14 protein-coding genes and 5 riboswitches are annotated in these 21,494 nt (G+C 45.6%); of the genes, 3 read left to right on the forward strand and 11 right to left on the reverse strand.

The window, feature by feature from the left end; all coding sequences use genetic code 11:
* Positions 1-18: 18 nt before the first annotated feature.
* Positions 19-218: riboswitch (cobalamin riboswitch) on the reverse strand.
* 10 nt (positions 219-228) lie between these two features.
* From CI960_RS00100 to CI960_RS00125, 6 genes are all read right to left on the reverse strand, one after another.
* Positions 229-2,085: a DUF5074 domain-containing protein gene (locus CI960_RS00100; protein WP_005859660.1), complete on the reverse strand. Its 1,857-nt coding sequence runs from the start codon at positions 2,083-2,085 to the stop codon at positions 229-231.
* Positions 2,082-3,362: a hypothetical protein gene (locus tag CI960_RS00105; protein WP_005859658.1), complete on the reverse strand. Its 1,281-nt coding sequence runs from the start codon at positions 3,360-3,362 to the stop codon at positions 2,082-2,084. The genes CI960_RS00100 and CI960_RS00105 overlap by 4 nt, the downstream gene beginning before the upstream one ends.
* Positions 3,363-3,371: 9 nt before the next feature.
* Positions 3,372-4,526, reverse strand: coding sequence for a YncE family protein (locus CI960_RS00110; protein WP_005859656.1), 1,155 nt, complete (start codon positions 4,524-4,526; stop codon positions 3,372-3,374).
* A complete protein-coding gene (locus CI960_RS00115; protein ID WP_005859654.1) occupies positions 4,523-6,538 on the reverse strand; it encodes a TonB-dependent receptor in 2,016 nt (671 codons plus the stop codon). The genes CI960_RS00110 and CI960_RS00115 overlap by 4 nt, the downstream gene beginning before the upstream one ends.
* A gap of 52 nt (positions 6,539-6,590) precedes the next feature.
* Positions 6,591-6,800: riboswitch (cobalamin riboswitch) on the reverse strand.
* A 40-nt stretch (positions 6,801-6,840) separates the two neighbouring features.
* Positions 6,841-7,341, reverse strand: a complete 501-nt coding sequence (nrdG, locus tag CI960_RS00120) for an anaerobic ribonucleoside-triphosphate reductase activating protein (RefSeq protein ID WP_005859652.1) — start codon at positions 7,339-7,341, stop codon at positions 6,841-6,843.
* A 12-nt stretch (positions 7,342-7,353) separates the two neighbouring features.
* The gene (locus tag CI960_RS00125; protein WP_005859650.1) at positions 7,354-9,561 is read right to left on the reverse strand and encodes an anaerobic ribonucleoside triphosphate reductase; all 2,208 of its coding nucleotides are present in this window, start codon (positions 9,559-9,561) and stop codon (positions 7,354-7,356) included.
* Between the two features lie 263 nt (positions 9,562-9,824).
* A riboswitch (cobalamin riboswitch) is annotated at positions 9,825-10,026 on the forward strand.
* Positions 10,027-10,074: 48 nt separating this feature from the next.
* Between CI960_RS00125 and CI960_RS00130 the strand changes: the two genes are divergently transcribed.
* Together CI960_RS00130 and CI960_RS00135 are read left to right on the forward strand one after the other, a co-directional pair.
* Positions 10,075-12,258, forward strand: a complete 2,184-nt coding sequence (locus tag CI960_RS00130; protein ID WP_005859648.1) for a TonB-dependent receptor — start codon at positions 10,075-10,077, stop codon at positions 12,256-12,258.
* A 33-nt stretch (positions 12,259-12,291) separates the two neighbouring features.
* On the forward strand, positions 12,292-13,221 hold the full coding sequence (locus tag CI960_RS00135; RefSeq protein ID WP_005859646.1) for a sirohydrochlorin cobaltochelatase: 930 nt from the start codon (positions 12,292-12,294) through the stop codon (positions 13,219-13,221).
* Positions 13,222-13,287: 66 nt separating this feature from the next.
* On the opposite strand, the gene CI960_RS00140 is transcribed toward CI960_RS00135, so the two are convergent.
* The 5 genes from CI960_RS00140 to CI960_RS00160 all read right to left on the reverse strand — a co-directional run bounded on the left by CI960_RS00140 (position 13,288) and on the right by CI960_RS00160 (position 19,199).
* Positions 13,288-14,385 carry a sirohydrochlorin cobaltochelatase gene (locus CI960_RS00140; protein ID WP_005859644.1) on the reverse strand — a complete coding sequence of 366 codons (1,098 nt, stop codon included), beginning with the start codon at positions 14,383-14,385 and terminating at the stop codon, positions 13,288-13,290.
* A gap of 22 nt (positions 14,386-14,407) precedes the next feature.
* Positions 14,408-16,471 carry a TonB-dependent siderophore receptor gene (locus CI960_RS00145; RefSeq protein ID WP_005859642.1) on the reverse strand — a complete coding sequence of 688 codons (2,064 nt, stop codon included), beginning with the start codon at positions 16,469-16,471 and terminating at the stop codon, positions 14,408-14,410.
* 110 nt (positions 16,472-16,581) lie between these two features.
* A riboswitch (cobalamin riboswitch) is annotated at positions 16,582-16,779 on the reverse strand.
* A 163-nt stretch (positions 16,780-16,942) separates the two neighbouring features.
* A complete protein-coding gene (locus tag CI960_RS00150; protein WP_005859638.1) occupies positions 16,943-17,740 on the reverse strand; it encodes a DnaJ domain-containing protein in 798 nt (265 codons plus the stop codon).
* Positions 17,741-17,995: 255 nt separating this feature from the next.
* Positions 17,996-18,613 carry an HAD family phosphatase gene (locus tag CI960_RS00155; RefSeq protein ID WP_005859634.1) on the reverse strand — a complete coding sequence of 206 codons (618 nt, stop codon included), beginning with the start codon at positions 18,611-18,613 and terminating at the stop codon, positions 17,996-17,998.
* Positions 18,606-19,199, reverse strand: coding sequence for a sugar O-acetyltransferase (locus CI960_RS00160; RefSeq protein WP_008772864.1), 594 nt, complete (start codon positions 19,197-19,199; stop codon positions 18,606-18,608). The genes CI960_RS00155 and CI960_RS00160 overlap by 8 nt, the downstream gene beginning before the upstream one ends.
* A gap of 489 nt (positions 19,200-19,688) precedes the next feature.
* Positions 19,689-19,890, forward strand: a riboswitch (cobalamin riboswitch).
* A gap of 85 nt (positions 19,891-19,975) precedes the next feature.
* Between CI960_RS00160 and accC the strand changes: the two genes are divergently transcribed.
* Positions 19,976-21,487, forward strand: coding sequence for an acetyl-CoA carboxylase biotin carboxylase subunit (gene accC / locus CI960_RS00165; RefSeq protein ID WP_008777846.1), 1,512 nt, complete (start codon positions 19,976-19,978; stop codon positions 21,485-21,487).
* Positions 21,488-21,494: the final 7 nt, after the last annotated feature.

Genomic DNA, 21,494 nt, shown 5'->3' on the forward strand with positions numbered 1-21,494 from the left:
TATCCTAGCCCACGAGGATATGAATCTTAAATGAATGGCAGGTCTTCTGACTAGCTCCCATCCTAATGCCTTCCCGACTACCTTGAGCCAGTGGCGAAAGTAGTATTAGAATGTTAAAGGAGTTTCACAGCAGCGGGACTGTTCCGGATTCTCACCGGATTCCCTTTTAATCCGTATGCCCGAATAGGCATTACGAAACCAATTCGGGCACAAAGGTAAGGAATTTTTTTATTTCTTAATCATCCTTACGGTCTCTGTCTTTTCTCCAGTGATCACACGGATGAAATAGAGACCTTGGGATAAATGGCTTACGTCAATAAATTCACCCGGATTGATCGCCGTTTTTTGGACCCTAGTACCGTTCGTCGTGTAAATCTCTACGGTGGCGGTTGTGCCGATATTGATTTGTATGGTATTTACCGCTGGATTGGGATAGAGATTAAGTGTTGGCCGTGAGACTTTTTCTACGCTTGTCGGAGGGTTCCCCGTGCTAACAAGAAGGTCTTTCGTGACGATCTTCCCATTGGAGTTGAAGCGGATCGTTATCGTGGACTTATGATCCTCATTGATCGTGGTAGTAGTACTGACAATTAATGAGTCGTTACGAATAATTGCGCTGATAGGAGATGAGGGCGTAACGGAGGAGATTGATTTCACGATGGCGGCATCCATATTGTCTGCGTCACTAACCATATTACCTAGAGCAAGTTTATAGACAGGCTTGTCTTCCGTCAGACTTATAGAAGAAGGGAAGCTGGAGGAAACGACAGGTACTGCGTTATCCGGGAAAACCGGGATAGCGGGGAACCAATAGTTGACGATCATCGAATATTCTTGTACCACTTCGCCTTTGTTATTTATACGAGCTAACATGTGCGTAGGATCTTGGAACTCATGATACAAGAAGGTGTATAGCTCGTCGGTTTTTGGGTTAAGGCGAAATCCGGTTCCGTACAAGCGCCAATCCCAGTCCTGTTTTCGGAGGTCGATTAGCTGGAAAAATTGCTTCTTGTCAATATCATACCCACAGATTTGATACCCCGTGAACCAACTGCCTTCTTTCGGTTGTCCGTTCCAGTAAATCTTATTTTCTTTGGCACTGGCGCAGAAACCGTCGGCGGTCCATGCGTACCAAGAGTTCGGAACGACACCGATGGTCTCGCTTAACGGGATCTTTACCGTGTCCACCTTAAAGGTATAGGGGTTCAAGTTTAGCATATATTCCAAGGCGGAACCATCCCCGGCCGTATTCTGGGTCATGCTGATCCAAAGTGTACCATCCTTGGACTGAACGATAGAGCCGAAGCCTCGTTGAATCTCCTTCTCTTGCCCTTTTACGGTCTCTTTCTCGATCGGGGCGGCGATGGTACGGATAATTTTATCGGTTTTCGGGTCTATTATTAATAGACCATATTGTTGATGGACGGCAAAGACAAGGTCGTTGGCACGTACCATGGTTCCGATCTGGGCATAATACAATTCACCGTATCCATCGGCGTTCGGATTTCCGGAACCTTCTATTTGTTTGCCGATCGTCATCTTATCGCTATCGTAGATCCAGATACCGTTGCTGGTTCCTATATAGCCTTTGTGCTCGTCTACCGGAAGATAAGAGCGGCCATCGGCTATGGATTTACCCTCGGCGTTTTGGGCGATATATTTGAACTCCTTGATCACCTTCATGGTCTTGGCATCGCATACGGCAAATCGGCTTCCGGTGATTTTTGCCCCGGGATCGCGCTCTTGCTTAGAGACAAGGTAGAATTTATCGCCATAGATGGTACCGAATTGCGTGGTACATCCCAGCTCATGACCCGGATTCTCGGTCTGGAAGACACGATAGTGCCATTCCCCATCATGGGTGAGGAAATTGACGGTGCTGTTCTGATGGCCGTACCAGTCCTCGTTTACGATAAATGTACCCTGACTGTAATCCATATCCGTAGAACGCAGGATGGAAGATTGTGACGGTACATCCCTCATTTGGGCCGGATCTATGCCGGCGGCCATCCATGAGGTGTTGCCTTGGGCCATTAGGCCGCTCGTGGCGAACGTACAGAGAAATAAGGTAATCGTCTTTTTCATAAGCCTTTTATTTTTAGGATTGCTTGATCATATTGTAATTTCATTTGCTCGCTTACCGGATCTGGAACGATGATGGAGGGGGGGGCGATGTGTAAATCCTGCGCACGGATGATCTCTGTCGAGGTTTCCCCGATCCAACCGCAATATTGGTTTACCGCCGTGTACACCTTGATAAAATCAATACCGGGTAATTCTACTTTATTACCTTCCGCATCTACGGCCCATTCGATATCGAAGCTATTTAGATCTTGATAATCGTTCGGGTGGTTATCTACATATCCCCATGGATAGGAGTAGAGCACGTAGTATTTGCCTGTACCGCTTTCGTCCGTGGCGTTATCCCTCAATCTGGTTCCGGTAAAAGTCAAGGTGCTCTCCTCGATCCACTCCGGATAATAGCTCTGCGTGTGGTACACGTTTTTTGGCAAATAGCCGGTATTGCCTTGGTTATCCTTCCACGACAGATAGGTGGCATCACTCCATTGCTGGCTCATGTCCGGCTCGGGAATCTTGTCGGGATCCGGGCGATCATAGGTAATACGATAATTCTTGACGGTTTCCGGTTTATAGTACTCGCTACCGGCCAGCTCGTACCATTCGTCGTCCGGTAAGCCGTTCTGGTTCGTGTCGAAAGAGACCATGACAATGCCGGGCTCGCAACTGCCTCCCTTTTTCTCTTGATACTCCGGTAGGTCGGAATAGAAAGAGTTTCCGAGGATCATAAAGTCCTTTTTCCCTTTGACGTTGATGACCGTATGATCGAAACCGAAGATAACATATCCTCCGTATCCTCCGAGGGAGATCATCACGTCGTTCGTACCGGAGATATTCTCCTCTACCTTTTTCAGTATGGTTTCTTTCGTATCGCCTTCCTCGTATTCGGGCATCGTATTGACAAACTGACCCGGTGCGGGACAAAAGTCGTACACTTTGGATAAATAAGGGCTATATTCTATTTCCTCCTGCATCACCTCGAAACGAAAATCGTGCTTATAGGGGGTCTCCTTATCGATGATTTCGAAGGTCATCTGATAGGTGCCCGTATCTTTTGCGAGGAAGATATAAGAACGTTCGGTAGATACGAGAGAGTCCGTCCCGTTCCGGTGAAGTGTCCACCGATACTCGTCGCCGGTAAAAGCCGGGCTGAGTAGATAAGTTTTCATGCGGGGCAGATAATAGACATCATCGATACCCAAGCTAACCATCTGTATCTTGTCTTGGGTACAGGATAGAAATGCTAGGAAACCTGAAATGAATAGATATAAAACTTGTCTCATAACGCTGTTCTATTTATAAAGGAAAACCATATGGGCGGGGATATCCCCGGTACGTACGCCCCATTTCCGTATCCCGTTCTTATCGTAGCAATAGAGGGTTCCGCTGGATACGTAATTCTTGGCGTCGGTGACGAAGATATCTTTTGTATAGGGATGGACCATGATCCCGTAAGGGATACGGATGTCTTTCTCGCTACCGTCGGTGATAAAGTTCGTGCTGATCACCTCTTTCGTACGGACATCTATGATCCCGTACGAGATGGTGTTGCTCTGCGTATTCACGTTCCATTCCGTACTGTAATAGAAGAGGGAATCTCCGCTGATGCAAAGGTTGGAGCAAGGGATATTCAGGGTATCGGTAACCACCATCTCATTATATCCTTTTCGCTTTTCCAGTACATACAGGTTGGAATGTACCGTATCGTAATCTCCCCGAGAAGTTACCCATAATTTACCGTATTTATCCGCACGGATACGGTGCAGATTGATCCCTACCGGAATCTTTTGGACTTGCTTGAAACGGTTTAGTTCGATGACGGAAACCGTATTGTCGTACTCCGGAGCACGGTAGCCTCCGGAATTCGCTACGTAGATATATTCACCCAAAATCTCTAATTCATCCGGCTGGTAGCCGACAATGACTTTAGCGTCTATTTTCAGGCTGGTCGTGTCTACCCGATATACGGCTCCTTGTGGAGCATTCGGGTCGATTTGCACGGGGCCGACATAAGAGGTTACATAGGCGTTTCCCCGGTAAAAACGGATGTACCGGCAGTTAGGAATGTCTATTTGCGTGATCCGCTCACAAGTCCGGGCGTCCAATACTTCTACTTTATGGGAACAATTGACTACAACATATAGCTTACTTCCGTAAATCTGGATATCATTGCCTACATCGCCCAACTCCTTGACCACGTTTGGGTTCCGTTCCGAGTAGAGGTTACGGATATAATAACCGTTCACGTAATCCAGATAATCCAGCGTACATTTATTGCTTCCCATATTCCCCTCGTTCACTAAATACATCCCTTGAGGATTCGCCTCGGGGTGGATACCATCGGAGACCAGCTCGTATTCCGATGGAACTACGATCTCGATCTTACGGCAGGATGAAAAAGCGCAACCGATCAGGATACCTATTATATATAATGTATGTCTTTTCATATCTCGATCGTTAAAGACACTTTGTAATTTCGTTTCGGCATCGGATAATTCAGGATCACGTCGTAGTCTTGGCTTAACAGGTTGTTTACCTCTACGGCAGCCTTGATAAGTCCGAATTTGAATTTCAAATCTTTCGACAAGGAGATGTCGCTGGTGTACCACGGTTGCGTATAATTGTATTTGATATTTTCCTGCTGGTTATACCGCTCTCCCACATATATGAAACTATAGTTGAGGTTCCATCCCTTGAAAGAGGCTTGTGCGATGGCGGAGCCGCTATGCCAAGGGATATAAGGGATTTGATCTCCGTAATAGGTATCCGAGGGATCCGTGAAGTCTTGGGCCTTTTGATAGGTGTATTGTACGCGTAGCGTGACGAACAAATCTTTTACCGGATTGACGGTCGTTTCCGTACTGACATCTATACCTTTGATTTCTACCTTACCCAAATTCAGCATCGTCCAACGGAACTGCTGGCCTTTGGGGTAAGCGATGATCTTGTCTTTCACCTTGTTGTAATAACCATCCGCCTGTATCTTGAAGCGATAGAAAAGATAGTTCTCCCATGTTTTCGTGTAAGCGAAGCCGGCATCATATTGGGTTACGTATTCCGGGTTTAATTTGGAGTTTCCCATATCGGCGTAATACAAATCGTTGAAGGTAGGCATACGGAAGATCCGTTTATAGAAAGCGCGTACATTAAAGTCTTGTTTCTCGAACGGCTTGTAGGAGGCGAATACGGCGGGTGTAAGGATTTGCCGGGCTTTCGGTGCGGGGCCTTCTTCTACACGGTCGTTGATAAAAGTCGCCAGTCCGCTGGCCTGTAATTTTACTTTTCCTAACCGGAGCGCCGTAGCGACCGAAAGGAGGTTGGTGAAGCGTTCCGGGTAAACGAATCCATACATATCGGCGTTCATCTTGTTCCATTGCAAGTCGTAAGAAGCAGAGACATCCCAGTTCGAGAGGATGGAGTAGACATTAGCGGAAGATAGGTAAATCTCCCGTTGCTTATACAGGTTATCTACATGAATCAGCTTGTCGTCGTTGTTCACATAATGCGTACGGTAGAAAGCGTATTTCGCATTGACCTGTGTCTTGAATTTACTATTGATTTCTTTGATATAGGAGCCTTGCATGAAAGAGTTCGTATCCCATACTCGTTCGCCGCGTCGCCATACGTTGTTTACGATAGCCCCCGGGATACCTCGTTCGGAATTGTAGTTGTAGAACTTAAGATTCCAAGTACCGTCGCTCATCTTGCCATACAATCCGGCCTCTAGGCGGGTGGCGTTGATATCCCCGTTTTCCCGGACGGCGGTCGTATCGTAAGCGATCTCTCCGGCAGGGTTGATACGGCGGTAACGAAATTTGTATTTACCGCTTCCGCTTAACCATTCGGCGCTGAAAGAGGCGGCTATGTTTTCTGATATCTTATATTCGAACAGCGCCGAGGGGTTGATAACGTCGAAAGAACCGACTTTCATCGTGGCACGGATATTCGTTGTTTTTCCATCTTCGAAACGAGGACGACGAGAACGCAGATAAAGCGTACCGGCCGCACCGAAATCTTTTGCGGATTGGAAAATATCGCTCTTCTGGCCATTGTATAAAGAAATCTCCTCGATATTGTCTAAGGAATACATTCCAAGGTCTACTTGTCCGTTTTGCGCGTTGCTTAATTCGATGCCGTCGTAGAAAACACCCATGTGGTTCGTTCCCATACTTCGGATATTTACTGTCTTGATACCTCCTACGCCCCCATAGTCTTTCAATTGGACACCCGAGAAGTAGCGTAAAGCATCCGCTACCGTGTGACTGTTCAAATTTTGTAATTCTTTCCCCGATAGTTTTTGGGAAGGAATTACCTCTTTAAAGCTGAAACTCCGGGCCGTGACCGTAACTTCGTCCAAGTGTTGGATAGAGTCGAGTTTGCTTTGTCCATGGGACATACCTATCGCCAGCATCGATAATACGCAAGCGAGGTATCCCTTTCTAGCAAAGGATAACACCATTATTTAAAACCTGTTTAGAAAATGATTCGTACCAAGCCGCTCTGTCCTCGCGAACGACTTCTCCCTAACTGGCAGGTCTTCTGACTGACTCCCATCCCGAAAGCCTTCCCGATATATATCCTTATATACCAGTGGCGAAAGTGTTTCCGGAATGTTTGAAATAGAGCTTCACAGCAACGGGACTGTTCAGGAATTACACCTGATTCCCTTTTAATCCGTAACCCCGGTTGGGTGAAACGGAACCAATTCGGGACAAAGGTATGAAATCTTGTTAATATCCGGGCTATAATTGGAGAATTTCCTTAAATGAAAGGGTTGTACTTGTATGTTACGATTTCCTTTTTATTTAAAGAAGCTTGTACGTCAATTAACCGTTGGTTGCTGCTTCCCCGGAATAAAAGGCTCTCATCCCGAAGGGTTTGTTTGTAGCGGCCATCTACCAATACGTCGATATAGGATAATAAGGCGGCTTGTGCCGGGTTCTTTATCAGGTCCTCGAATTTATATCCCGTGTAGCACCAGATCGTCTTTTGGCTTTTTGCCTTGATCGCCTTGGCTACCTCGGTGAAGCCTTCCGGTTGGAACATGGGATCTCCTCCACTGAAGGTGACGTTGGCGAATTCGTCAGCCAGCACTTTCTCCACGATCTCTTCCGTTCTTACTTTCTTCCCTTTATGGATGTCCCATGATTCGGGGTTGTGGCAACCCGGGCATTTGTTCGGGCAACCCGCCGCATAGATGGCGGTCCGGAATCCCGGACCGTCTACGGTGGTATCTTCGATGATATCTATGATGGACAACATGGTAATTGAAAATTAGTTGTGGGTGACACGGTCGTTCAGCTCGGATAGCTTGGCGTTGTTCCAACGGTCGGTGGTTCCTACCAAGTAACCGGTGATGCGTTGAAGTTTGTCCAAGTGTTTGCTGCCGCATTTCGGGCAGGCTTCCAGATTCGGGGTGGAGTTCTCGTAGCCACAATCCAGACAACGGTTACGGTTATGGTTTACGGAACCGTATCCGATATTGTATTTATCCATCATATCCACGACACGCATGATCGCTTCGGGGTTATGGGTAGCGTCGCCATCCATCTCTACGTAAAAGATATGGCCGCCACGAGTCAAATCATGATAAGGAGCTTCCACTTCGGCTTTATGACGGGCGCTGCACTTGTAATATACCGGGACGTGATTAGAGTTCGTATAATAATCCCGATCCGTGATACCGGGGAGCGATCCGAACTGCTTACGATCTTTTCCCGTGAACTTGCCGGACAAGCCTTCTGCCGGAGTTGCCAGTACGCTATAATTGTGTTGGTATTGCTCAGAGAATTGGTTGGCACGATCCCGGATATACGTAACGATCCTTATGCCTAAGGCTTGCGAATCCTCATCTTCGCCATGATGCTTACCGGTAAGGGCCACCAGACATTCGGCCAGTCCGATAAAGCCGATACCCAAGGTGCCTTGGTTGATAACGGAGGCAATCGAATCGTTAGGCTTCAATTTTTCCGAGCCTAACCACAAGGAAGACATCAACAACGGGAATTGCTTCGCGTAAGCGGTTTTCTGGAACTCCATACGCTCATGCAACTGACGAGCCGTAAGTTCCAGCATATGATCCAGTTTAGCGAAAAATAGGGCGATACGCTCTTCCTTGTTCTCCACCTGCATGCACTCGATAGCCAATCGCACGATATTGATCGTCGAGAAAGAGAGATTACCTCGTCCGATAGAAGTCTTCGGTCCGAAACGATTCTCGAATACACGGGTACGGCATCCCATGGTCGCTACCTCGTGGATATAGCGCTGAGGATCGTCCGCTTTCCAATCCTCGCTTTGGTTGAAGGTTGCGTCGAGATTCAAGAAGTTCGGGAAGAAACGACGGGCGGTGACCTTGCAGGCCAATTGGTAAAGATCGTAGTTGCGGTCTTCCGGCAGATAACTTACGCCTCGTTTCTTTTTCCATATCTGGATCGGGAAGATAGCGGTTTCGCCGTTACCTACGCCTCTGTAAGTACTTTTTAATAACTCCCGGATGATGCAACGACCTTCCGCCGAGGTGTCGGTTCCATAATTGATGGAGCTGAATACCACTTGGTTGCCTCCACGGGAATGGATTGTGTTCATATTATGGATAAAAGCCTCCATCGATTGGTGTACACGGCTTACCGTGCGGTTGATGGCATGTTGTATAACCCGTCTATCACCGCTTAATCCATCCAAGGTCTGTGTCAGGTAATCGTCGATAGGCTTATTATATAAGTGGGAGAAATCCTGCCCGTATAAATCCTCTAAGGTCTTTACTTCCTCGATAAAGCTATTACGTACGTAAGGTGCTAGGTAGAAATCGAACGCCGGTATCGCCTGTCCGCCATGCATCTCGTTTTGGGCGGTCTCTAGAGAGATACAGCCAAGGATACTAGCGGTTTCGATTCGTTTAGCCGGACGTGATTCGCCATGACCGGCGGAGAACCCGTATTTTAGGATGCGATCCAACGGGTGTTGTACGCAGGTCAAGCTTTTAGTCGGATAATAATCTTTATCATGAATATGGAGATAGTTGTTTGATACGGCTTCCTTGACCTCCTCGCTCAATAAATAGTCATCGACAAACGGTTTGGTGGTCTCGCTGGAGAATTTCATCATCATGCCGGCGGGTGTATCGGCGTTCATATTCGCATTCTCACGGGTGATATCGTTGGATTTGATATTGATAATCTCCAAGAACATATCCCGTGTTTTCGCCTTGCGGGCTACGCTTCGCTGATTTCGGTAAGCGATATATTTCTGCGCTACGTCCTTCCGGCTACTGGCCATCAATTCCAGTTCCACGGCATCTTGAATCGCCTCTACGGTCATTTGAGGTTCTCCCTTGAATGAGATATGATCTGTGATCTGGCGAATCAGTTGCATATCTTCTCCCTTGTCTGTATGCAACATGGCTTTACGGATAGCGGTTACTATCTTCTCCTCGTTGAAGCCAACGATACGCCCGTCCCGTTTAACAACTGTCTGTATCATGATGTCGATTAATTTGTGATTGATTATGCGTGCAAAGGTATCTTATTACTCCATATGATTTTCTTTTTGGAAAACTTTTTGCTGATTAAATTATGTTAAGGTGTTAATTTGTAGTGTATTGTAAAAAGTTTTGGAAAACTTTGTGTCTTGTATGATTGCTTTTGTTTTCCTTTTTTGGTGATGTGATGTGTTATAAGCTTCTCTTTGTAAAGCTTTTAAAGAACATAAGCCGGGATATATTTTTGTTTATATAAAATAATTCATACTTTTGCCCCCGTTTTGGTGATGACGTAAAACCATCCGGTTTCGTCATAAAGAGGGAATCCGGTGTGAATCCGGAGCAGTGCCCGCTACTGTAAGCTTTTGTAAAGTAGAAAACATTTCTCATACCACTGTCTGTAAAAGACGGGAAGGTCGTTTTCTACGAGGTAAGTCAGGAAACCTGCCAAGCGTTTTTATTGCTGTTTTTCTCGGGGTCAGGAAAGCGGAAATATACATAATAACAAATCGTTTATGAGAAGAAAGTGTTTGTGCGCGGCTTTAGCTGTAAGCTGTGTGATAAACGTATCACTTGCGCAGGTGCGTTTACAGGGTAAAGTCGTGGATGAAAGTAATGAGCCGATCCCGGGTGCGAATATCCGTGTGTCGGAATCATTAAATGGTACAACTACGGATGCGGGCGGAAAATTTGAGCTGAACCTTCCGGATGGCAACCATCGTATTCGTGTGACTTACCTTGGCTATGAACAGGGCGTGTATCAAACGGATCACTCGGAAAAAGATGTCGTTATTAAGTTGAAAGAAAAGTATGTGAATATCGATCAAGTGGTGGTAACCGGTACCGGTTCGCATCGCCGCATGAGTAATTCCCCTATTCCCGTGAAAGTGCTTACGGGAAAAGACTTGAAAGAGGCGAGCGTAACCAATTTCCAAGATGCGATGACCAAGCTGAATCCGAGTATCGTATTTATGGAAAACGGACAGGGGGCTACGATGAATATGAACGGATTGACGGAGAAATACGTGGTTATCTTGGAAAACGGTAAGCGTTTGGCCGGCGATGATACCTATTCCCGTATCGATATGTCTAACGTAAAGCGGGTAGAGATCTTGAACGGGGCCGCTTCCGCTTTGTATGGTAGCGACGCGATCGCCGGCGTTATCAATATCATCACGGATGATTCCCGCAATAAGGTGAACGTGACGAGCAATAGCCGTTATGGTAGCAAGAACCAATTCTTGCAGTCGGTCAACGCGGACGTGAATGTAGGGAAGTTCGGTTCATATACTTCTTATCAATATCAACGGGCCGATGGTTGGCAATTAAATCCCTATACGGAGAGTAAAGGCGAGTTGGTTCCTACCAATAAGCAAGCTTCCGAGGGATTTCACCGGAACGTGATCAACCAACGTTTCACGTACGACGCTACGGATCGTTTGTCTTTTTATGTGCGTGGTACTTTCTTCGGACGTTCCAGCGATCGTCCGATGCCGATGGATAAAGTGAATACGACCAACTATGATATGAGAAGAGAGACGTTCACTTATGGGGCGGGCGCTCAATACATGATTAATAAGAACTCTTATTTGAACGCTGATTATCTGTCGGACAATCATAGTACGTATAAGGATTTCTTTGATGGAAAGAAAAGCGGAGAGAGTGATATGACGAAACGGATTCATTACCATAACTTGAATGTCAAGGGAATCTTTCGTTTGGGCAAGTATAATAAGCTTTCGGCTGGTGCGGAGTTCATTAAAGAGTTACTGAGCAGTGAGACGGATAACATAACGGGTAAAAGTATGTACACGACCGCATTTTATGCGCAAGACGAGATCAATATCAATGAGCATTTCCAAGCATACGCGGGTTTGCGCTATATTTACCATGAGAATTTTAAGAGTTATGCGACTCCTAACGTGGCTTTGCTGTATAAGGTAGGCGGTTTTAATTTCCGCGGATCGTATGCGGCTGGTTTCCGTACACCTGAATTGAAAGAGTTGTATACGGAATCGGAGAAGAAAGCGTCCGGAGCGACTCGCCTTACGATCGGTAATCCGGATCTGGACCCGGAGAAGAGCGACAATTTCACGTTGAGCGCTGAATATACGATGAGGTTTTTCTCTTTGTCCGTGTCTGCTTTTATGAATAACGTACGTAGCTTGATTAACTATAAGATATTGGATACGGCGGAACGGGATGCTTATAACACCGCCCATGGTACGGATTATGATGAGATACAGATGCGTGCGAATATCGATAAAGCGAAGATCAAAGGTATTAACGTGGCCTTCAATAGTTATCTGGGAGCGGGCTTTACCTTGAATGGTGGCTATAGTTTCATGGATGGAAAAAACGTATATGAGGATGAGCCTTTGGATAAGACCGTTAAGCATAGTGGTACGGTAGCGGCTATGTGGTCTCATACTTGGAATAAGTATAAGCTGAACGTGAATTTTAACGGACGTATCCAAGGGGAACGTTATTCTACTTCTTATGGATATGCGCCGAAATATTCCTTGTGGAATCTCAATACGAGCCATACGTTTAGAGCCGGCGATTTCTTGTTGGAACCGGGAGTAGGTATCGAGAACCTTTTTGATTATGTAGACGATCGCCCCTTTAATTACAATTACGCTACATTGACCCCGGGCCGTACCTATTACGTCAGCCTTCTGGTCCGTTTCAAGCAGTAAACTGTCACATGTCAACTATCAACTAATATAATAATGTATAGGGGATTTTTACGATCCATGTTTGTTTGTTCACTCCTGCTTGGGTTCGCCTGTTCATTATGGGCGAAACCCGGGCGGGAGTTTTACGCTTCCGATATCCGGGAGAGCATGGAAAAGGGAGATAAGTTAGCGATCTTGATGGTACATTTCGGGAGTGCTTACCCGGAAGCTCGTACCCAAGTACTTGATGTGATGAACAAGCGTGTCAAGGAGGCTTTCCCAGACGTGGAAGTTCGGCAGGCTTATAGCGCCCGTAGCGTAGTGAGTCGGTTGAGGGCGCAAGGTGTTTGGGTTCAGTTGCCGGCGGACGCCTTGGTGGAGTTGCGTGATCAAGGGTTTACCCATGTAATTATCCAACCGACTATCATTATAGAGGGTGTGGAGATGGAAGCGATCCGCAAAGAGGCGGAACAGCGAAAAGGTTTGTTTAAGGATTTGCGTGTAGGTAATCCCTTGTTATATGATGATACCGATTATGAGGCGGTGATGAAAGCGGTTTCCTCACCTTCTGGAGTGACTAAAAATGGGGCTAAGTTATTGGTGGCGCACGGAACTTATCATGCCAGTAACTCGGCTTACGCGAAATTGGGGTATATGTTCCAGACCAAAGGAATGAAAGATTATTATACCGGAACCCGTGAGGGTTTCCCTGCGATCGAGGATGTAGGTGAGCAAATGCGCCAAGCCGGTCATAAGCGTGTGCAGTTGATTCCTTTTATGTTCGTACTGATTCGAGGTACGGAAAATACGGTTACGGATTTCTGGCAGAAAGGGCTACGTCAACAGGGTTTCGATGTGGATATTTATTTAAAGCCTCTAGGTGAGAATCCGGCGATCCGGTCTTTATTTATCGATCACATCCGTTTCGCCATGAAATATAAACGGGCGACGATTTTTGATCGAAAGAAATTATATACACACTGAACAATTGAGAATTGAAAATTAGTGAGTACTTACTGAACCAATTTTCAATTCTCAATTCTCAATTATTTACTGGTAGTCTTCTCCGGTTTCCCAAGCCTCCGCATCATTATATAATGCTTTTAGATGGTTCACCCAGATCTGACGAACAGCGTCGTAATCGCCTAAGCCTATGATCTTACAGTTCTCTAAACTTCCGTTATGGCTTTCTTTCGTGTCAATCTTGAAGCCCATCTTCAAAAGTTTTAGTCTCCAGCAAGCGTCGGCGTTAGGAGCGGCAGCGCTGAAATCATCACCCTCCTCGATACCCCAAAGGTCATTATGCGCATGGTCTCCGGCAATAGACATGAACGGAGCTAAGGAGATCGTGATCTCTTCCGGTTTTAAGTTGTGATCCTCGCAGTATTTGGTAAGTTTGGAATAGACACATTCCTCATTTGGTTCGCCTTCTTCCGGCCAGAACAACATATCTCCGTAATCAACGGTACCTACGAATACATTCTTGTTAGCGGCCAAGGCTTGCATAGCCTCTTCTGTTTCCGTGTATTTCGTATTTGCGTTATAGTTTTTATCCGGGTTACCATGTCCCATTAATAAAAGGATGTTCTTGTTATCAGCCAATTTATCACTGTAGTGGCTGTATAGGACTTTCGCTACGGCTTCCACATCATCCTCGTCGTATACCAAACAAGGGCTTTTTACGACTTGAACACTCGGGAAAGACTCGATCATGAATTTCTTCTTCACGTCCGTATTCATCAAGCTTAGGTATTCCTCACCCGGGATGATGTGTAAGGACTGTACCGCTACCTTCTTGTAACCGGCATTTCCTAGAGCTTGTAACCAAAGGTCCGGTTGATAACGTGCGATACCGGTCTCTGCCTCTACACGATTCACGCAAGTACGGGAGGTAAATGACAAATAGATGTCCGCGTCGGGAAATGCGTTCTGGAAATCGGCCAATGTTGCGTCGTAAGTCTTGATAGACTCTTTGAATGTGCTACCGAATGTACACAACAAGATCGCCGTGTCATGTTTCTTACTTGCCTTTACGACTTCTTCCGCCGGGTTTGCGGTATTGTCGTCGTCTCCATCATCACAGGAGGTAAAAACTGCGCTTGAGGCAAATAGACTCGCCGCAAGCAAAAGGTACTTAAATTTGTTCATCGCATTTAACTTTTAAGATTGTTTATAGTTTATGTTTATTCTGAAATTTCACGATAAAGGAGGCGTACCAAGTCCGTCCGGGAGACGTAGTTCCACGATGGCGTCCGAACGGGGTACGATCCACATAATCGAAGATATTATCGATACCGACATTGATATCTAGGTTCCATTTTTTCTTTTTCAATACGTTATGACGGGTATTCAATCGCCATAGCTGATAACTTTTTCCATCACCGTCCGTGATATAAAAGCGGGTGGATTGGTATCGGCCGAACAAGGTGACATCCAATTTATACTTTTTCCACGCATGGTTCCATGCTAGTTTCCAATTGGCATTATGGAATGAGGTTCCGTTGATCGGGGTGTAGAGCATATAATTCGGGTCGGCTGGATCATCCGTATATTGCGCTTTGGCATCCGTATAGCTATAGCCTCCACCAATAGCCAAGGAAGATAGGATTTGATAGGTGAGCGATATATCTCCCCCGAAAGAGCGGGCTTTGGATAAGTTCTTGTGTTGCATGCTGGCCTCGATCTCATCCAATCGGTCTTCGGCGCTTGTCGGGATCTCGGTCAGGGCGATCATGTTCTTGATACGGTTGTAGAATCCTGTTACCGTGATCTGCAGGTTCGACGCATGATATTCTACGCTCGCCGAATAATAATTGGACTTTTGCGGTTTTAAATCCTTATTACCATAATAATGTTTCCACGGGCCGCCGCCGATCTGCGTGATATAATCATCGTGCAACTCCTTTAAGGTAGGAGCCTTAAATCCATTTGAGTATGTGGCTCGGATATTGAAGTCGCCTAGTTTGTACATGGCGGAGACTTTAGGGGTAAACGTAGCCCCGAACTCTTGGTGCACGACGAAGCGCCCACCTACCGTCACATTCAACCGATCTGTCGGGTTCCATTCGTCTTGTACATAAGCGGAAGCCGTAAATACGGAGGCTTTCCCGTTCTCGATACGCCGGGGAGATTTCAAATGATCGTATTGATATTCGAGTCCGGCGCTTAGGATATTGTTTTCCCCGAGGTGGAATACGCTTTTGGCTTGTCCTAGGAAACGTTGTTGAGAGGTTTCCAGAATATGTTCCCCCGGATAACGGGTAATACGTAAACCCGTCTCCGGATCGAAGAAGTTCGTGACATCTTTATGATGGTAATTATAGAAATAACTATAGTTACCATAAGTTAGGTCTACCGAAAGAAAATTCAGTCCTCCCAATGTGTATTTAGCTCCTCCGGCCACATCGAAGTTCCGGTAGAATTGATCATAGGTATAATACTTGAATGCGCCGTGCGGACGATAATTCCATTTCTGGTAAAAAGAGCCATCGGCCGAGAGGCTCAGCCGGTCGTTCACTTTGTAGGTTAAGTTCTCCCTTAGCGTAAAGTTCGTGGATCGGTTTACGGTTCGTGTCACGGTTCCATCCATTACCTCGTGATGGTCCCATTCTTGGGTCGTATTTCGCCAGCCGTCCGTATGGGTCGTACTAAGTGAGGTGGTGGAATTCACTCTCTTATGCCCAAAGCCGATTTGTACGCTTTCCAATATATCTCCATATGATCCGACACGAGTCGTATTCGATAGGCTCACTTTATCCCGGTTCTTTTTCGTGATAATATTGATAACACCGGCGATAGCGTCCGAGCCATACAGGGAAGAGGCGGCACCTTTTACGATCTCGATACGTTCGATATTGGCGGGGTTGATAATACTCAAGTCGTTTTGTCCGCCGGTATCTCCGTTGATCCGTTTGCCATTGATAAGGATCAATATGTAATCGTTGCCTAATCCGTTCATCTGGATGCCACTACCCATGTCGCTCGGATTAAAGGTGATGGAAGCGTTCAGCCCTTCCAGAATATCTTGCATACTGCGTCCTTGGTAACTGTCAAGGGCTTTGCCGGTGATTACCTCTGTTTGCACAGGGGCGTCTTTCAGATAGTGTTCGGTACCCGTACCGGTGACCACGACCTCGTTCAATAGCACGGAAAGTTCCTTCGGATCTTTCAATATGCTTTGGGCGCATACGGATTGTACGCACAAAGCTAAAATAGCAGATGCTAAAAGCCTCATATAGTGTTTTATTGGTTCACGAAATAAAACAACAAGCTTCTATTGATAATGTCTCAAAAAATAAACTGAATTGTTTTTTGTATGACACGTGCTCTTATCCTGAAAGCTTGATGTTATTGTAAGACTTTAGCAGGTATTCTGGCTCTCCTCTGGTTAGAAACCTTCCCATTCCAACTTAGGAACAGTGGTTTTTGAACTTCTAACCAACTTCATGAGGATTACAGCTGCAGGAACAGCTCCGGATTCACACCGGATTCCCTCTCACCAAACTATGTGATAGTTTGATTACTAAAATCGGAGGCAAAGATATGAATGTTTTCTAATATTTAGAAAATATATATGAAAAAGTTTTTTTGTAAGGTATGATATGTCTGTCCACTTCTATTAAGGAGAAAGAATATTTACATCATAAAGAAGATATCGGTAAATGTAATAGGCTGACAATTCGTAAGTAATACTGTTTGTCGAATCTTACTTCAAGCCTCTCGATTGATAGATCCTTTCCTTGGCCTCATTTATTTTCTGAAACTTCTCGTTGGCGGCCTTGCGGATGTCTTCTCCCAAACTGGCTACTTTGTCCGGATGATGCTTGACGGCCATCCGGCGATAGGCGGCACGGACTTCCTCGTCCGTGGCGGTCGGTTCTATCTCTAGCACCTTGTAGGCATCGTCCAAGGAACTTCCTTTTAGGTTCAACATGGATTCAACTTCTCTATCAGACATTCCCATCGCCATCGCTACCTCTTTCAAGGCATTGATCTCGGCTGCGCACACATTCCCGTCACTCTTAGCGATCTCGGCGAGGAACGCGAGCAATTGCAGCCGCTCCTCATAACTTAGGTTGTATGCGATCTGGGTTCCGCATTCCCGGATGGTATTCTTGAATCCCATGTTGTTCTCCTGATCCATGCGTTTAGCTTGGTCGAAAAGCTTTAGCAATATCTCCTCACCTTGGCTTACGGCGATCTCGCCGAAGTTTCTCCGAAGGAATTGACGGACGTATTCCATCTCGCTATGCATGATCTTCCCGTCGGCACGGATGATATAGGATGCCATAACCAACATGGAGAAAAGGAAACTGTTACGTTCCCCGGCGTATGGGTCTCTTCGTGTATATTGATCATCGTAATTGGTGCCGCCACCGAAAGACTGCCCCGTCATATTTGCCCCTTCCTCGAAGAAAGAGCCTAATATAATGCCGGCTAGAGCGCCTAGCGGTCCGAACGCCATAAATCCCAAGACGCCACCTATCCATTTCCCGATACCCATATTCCTGTTTATCTTATTTGTTGATTACCGATATGCAATATTCGTAAAAAAACGGGAGATATGCAAATGTAAAAGGCGGGTGCGTGAAGCATACCCGCCTTACGGTTATTTGGAGAGTTGGATCTTGAATGTTTTCTCATTTATCCGGATGAGATACGTTCCGAAGGGCAATCCCTCGTAGCCCTGTAAGCCTATTCGCTTTTGGTAGCGTACAATCTTTTCATTGAGCGCGATCACCATCACTGGCTGTAGCTATTATTGTTCAATTTTGATCCCGAAAATTCGCTCTATTTCAAAAATATACTTTTTGGTTGTTGTAAACAATACAGCTTCCATTCCAATCGCCTTTGCACCCAACACATTCACCATTCTGTCATCCGTAAACAAACATTCCGACGGTTTAAGGCTATATTTGTCACAAAGGCGAAGATAAATTTCCTTTTCAGGCTTGATGAAATGTTCCTCACACGATATTACCACACCGTGAAGCAACTGGAATATGTCGAATTTCTCCATGACCCGGTAGATTGTGTCGCTCCAGTTCGTCAACCCATATAGTTTGAATCCGGATTGCTTTAATTTTTTTAGAAGTACATGCATACCTTCAATCTCTCCTGTTATCTCTTCAAGATAATTATCCTTGAAAAACGTGAAGGCATCGCTATATTCAGGATACCTTTTTATCGCTCCGTCAATCATTTTCTCAAACGGGATTATTCCACGGTCGCACATGTTTATAAATTCCGGATCTGATAGAATCTTGTGAAAACCGATTAGCGACACTTCATCATCCCCGAAATGTCGTTCAAGCAAGGGTTGCAAATCGTGATTTACAAGGACCTTGCCAAAATCAAAAATGAGGTTTTTAATCATTATCTTCGATATTTTTAATTACACGGCAAGGATTGCCGACAGCTATGGAATTGGCAGGAATATGTTTCACGACAACACTGCCTGCTCCGATGACAGAGTTTTTACCGATGGTCACACCCGGAAGGATTGTAGAGCCGCCTCCTATCCATACACCATCTTCTATAAGGACGGGTCGGGCAATTGTGTCGCAGATGGACGCTCCGGGACATGTCCTTTCCGGCATCCTTTCCGCGAGGTGAACGGAATGAGTAGCGGTATATATTTTTACATCGGGGGCTATCATCACGTTGTTACCGATAATGATATTGTTATTATCGAGGAACGTGCAGTTCATGTTCACGATCACCTTGTTCCCGAAATAGATGTTTTTCCCATACTCGCATCGGAAGTCTATGTCGATGTAAACATCCTTGCCGATACTTCCGAACATCTGCCGATAGATGCGCTGCTTTGCCTCATTGTCGGCATAATCCGTTTCTCTGAGTTGGTGTAGTAGCCTTTTGTTACGGACAGTCATTTCCGTTATTTCGGGCGATGAGCCGTCGAAAGGCTCCTCATCCATACATTTTTGATATTCAGTTTTCATGTGTTCAATTCATCTCATTGTAGAGTCTTATTCTTTATTTGAGCCAATTATTACGACAAGGTAACGCAAGCAAGAATAGGCAGCTTCAAATTGATATGCCTTCAAGCATACGCAAAGTTACACAAAATAGCTGAGAACACGAACAAACGAAATGTATAAAAACTGTACTTGCCTGTTGACTCTACAAAAAGTAAGGCTTTTTCATTTAACATCTCATTTAAGTGGAGCTTCTTGTAAATTTTAGCATGCGCTATTGTTTTCGGTGGAAGGATTCAGGAAAACACGTACGACCTTTCCAGAAAACACGTACGACTTTTTTCAAAAACATGTATGTGTTTTCGCAGAAAGATTATCCTGTTTTTTTAATGTTGATTTTTAATGCTTTATGCATAAGCTTCTCTTGTGAGCTTATTGTACGGAATTTTACTTGGGATCCGTGTATTCCGTATATTCCGGCCTGGCTGAAGTGGATGGTTAAATAAAAAATACTATCTTTGCCCCCGAATCGGTTCCGCATATACCATTCGGGTATGTGGATTAAAAGGGAATCGGGTGTGAATCCCGGACAGTCCCGCTGCTGTGAAGCTCCGAAGAACATCTTGAAACAACACTATCGCCACTGGTTCTAGCGACCGGGAAGGCCTCAAGATGGGAGTCAGTCAGAAGACCTGCCATTCATTAAAGGCTGTTTTTGCTCGAGGGATTAGGAAAGCAGTACGAAAAGAATAAGAATCAATAGTTAATGATTTATGGAGAATTTATGTCCTCGTGGCGACATGATCCGTAAAGTGCTTGTTGCGAACCGAGGTGAGATCGCTATCCGTGTAATGCGCTCATGTAAGGAGATGGGGATTCGCACTGTTGCCGTATATTCGGAGACCGATCGTACCGCTCGGCATGTAATGTATGCGGATGAGGCAGCCTTGATAGGCCCGGCGGCTTCCAAGGAAAGTTATTTGAATATAGACAATCTGATCGCCGCGGCGAAACGGCACCATGCCGATGCGATACATCCCGGTTATGGTTTCTTGTCGGAGAACGCGGACTTCGCACGCCGTTGTAAGCAAGAAGGATTGATATTTATCGGCCCGTCAGCGGAGACGATGGAAGCGATGGGAGATAAGATCGCCGCACGCAAACGCATGATCGCCGCAGAGGTTCCTGTGGTTCCCGGTACGGAGCAACCGTTGCAAAGTGCGGAAGAAGCGCTTCGGGTTTGCGAAGAAATTGGTTTCCCTGTTATGCTGAAAGCTTCTATGGGAGGTGGAGGAAAAGGGATGCGCCTGATACATGAGAAGGGCGAGGTTGTCGAGGCTTATCATACGGCTCGTTCAGAATCGTTGTCCTCATTTGGTGATGATACGGTATATATAGAGAAATTCGTAGAGGAGCCGCATCATATAGAATTCCAGATATTGGGAGATAACCATGGTAATGTCATTCATCTATTTGACCGGGAATGTTCGGTTCAACGTCGTAACCAGAAAATAGTAGAGGAAAGCCCGTCTCCATTCCTAACAGCGGACTTACGTAAAGAAATGGGGGAAAAGGCTGTGGCTGCGGCTAAAGCGGTTCATTATTCCGGAGCGGGAACGATAGAGTTCCTTGTAGATAAGGACCGCCATTTTTATTTTTTGGAAATGAATACCCGGCTACAAGTAGAGCATCCTATCACGGAAGAAGTGGTAGGGGTGGATTTGGTAAAGGAACAAATCCGTATCGCCAATAATGAGGTTTTGCATCTTCGTCAAGAAGATCTTTTCCAACGAGGACATGCCATCGAGTGCCGGATCTGTGCGGAGGATACGGAAAATAATTTCATGCCTTCCCCGGGTATTATCCGGCAATTAACGGAACCGAATGGTATCGGGGTACGTATCGATAGCTATGTATATGAAGGGTATGAGATTCCGGTCTATTATGACCCTATGATCGGTAAATTAATCGTATGGGCAACGACACGTGCGTATGCGATCGAGCGTATGCGCCGGGTTCTATATGAATATAAAATCACGGGCTTAAAGACGAACCTCAGTTATTTGAAACGTATCATGCATAATCCTGATTTCGTGAAAGGGGAATATAATACATTATTTATCGCTAAGAATGCCCGGATGCTACAACGGTCTAACGGTAATAACGAGGAAATCGAGAATATCGCCATGATCGCCGCTTATATGGATTATTTGATGAATTTAGAGGAAAATACTTCTACCCAATTGGTGGATACACGTCCTATCAGCCGTTGGCGGGAGTTTGGTTTACAAAAAGGTGTCTTACGGATTTAACGGGTAT

Source organism: Parabacteroides sp. CT06 (assembly GCF_002257605.1).
Lineage (GTDB): Bacteria > Bacteroidota > Bacteroidia > Bacteroidales > Tannerellaceae > Parabacteroides > Parabacteroides distasonis.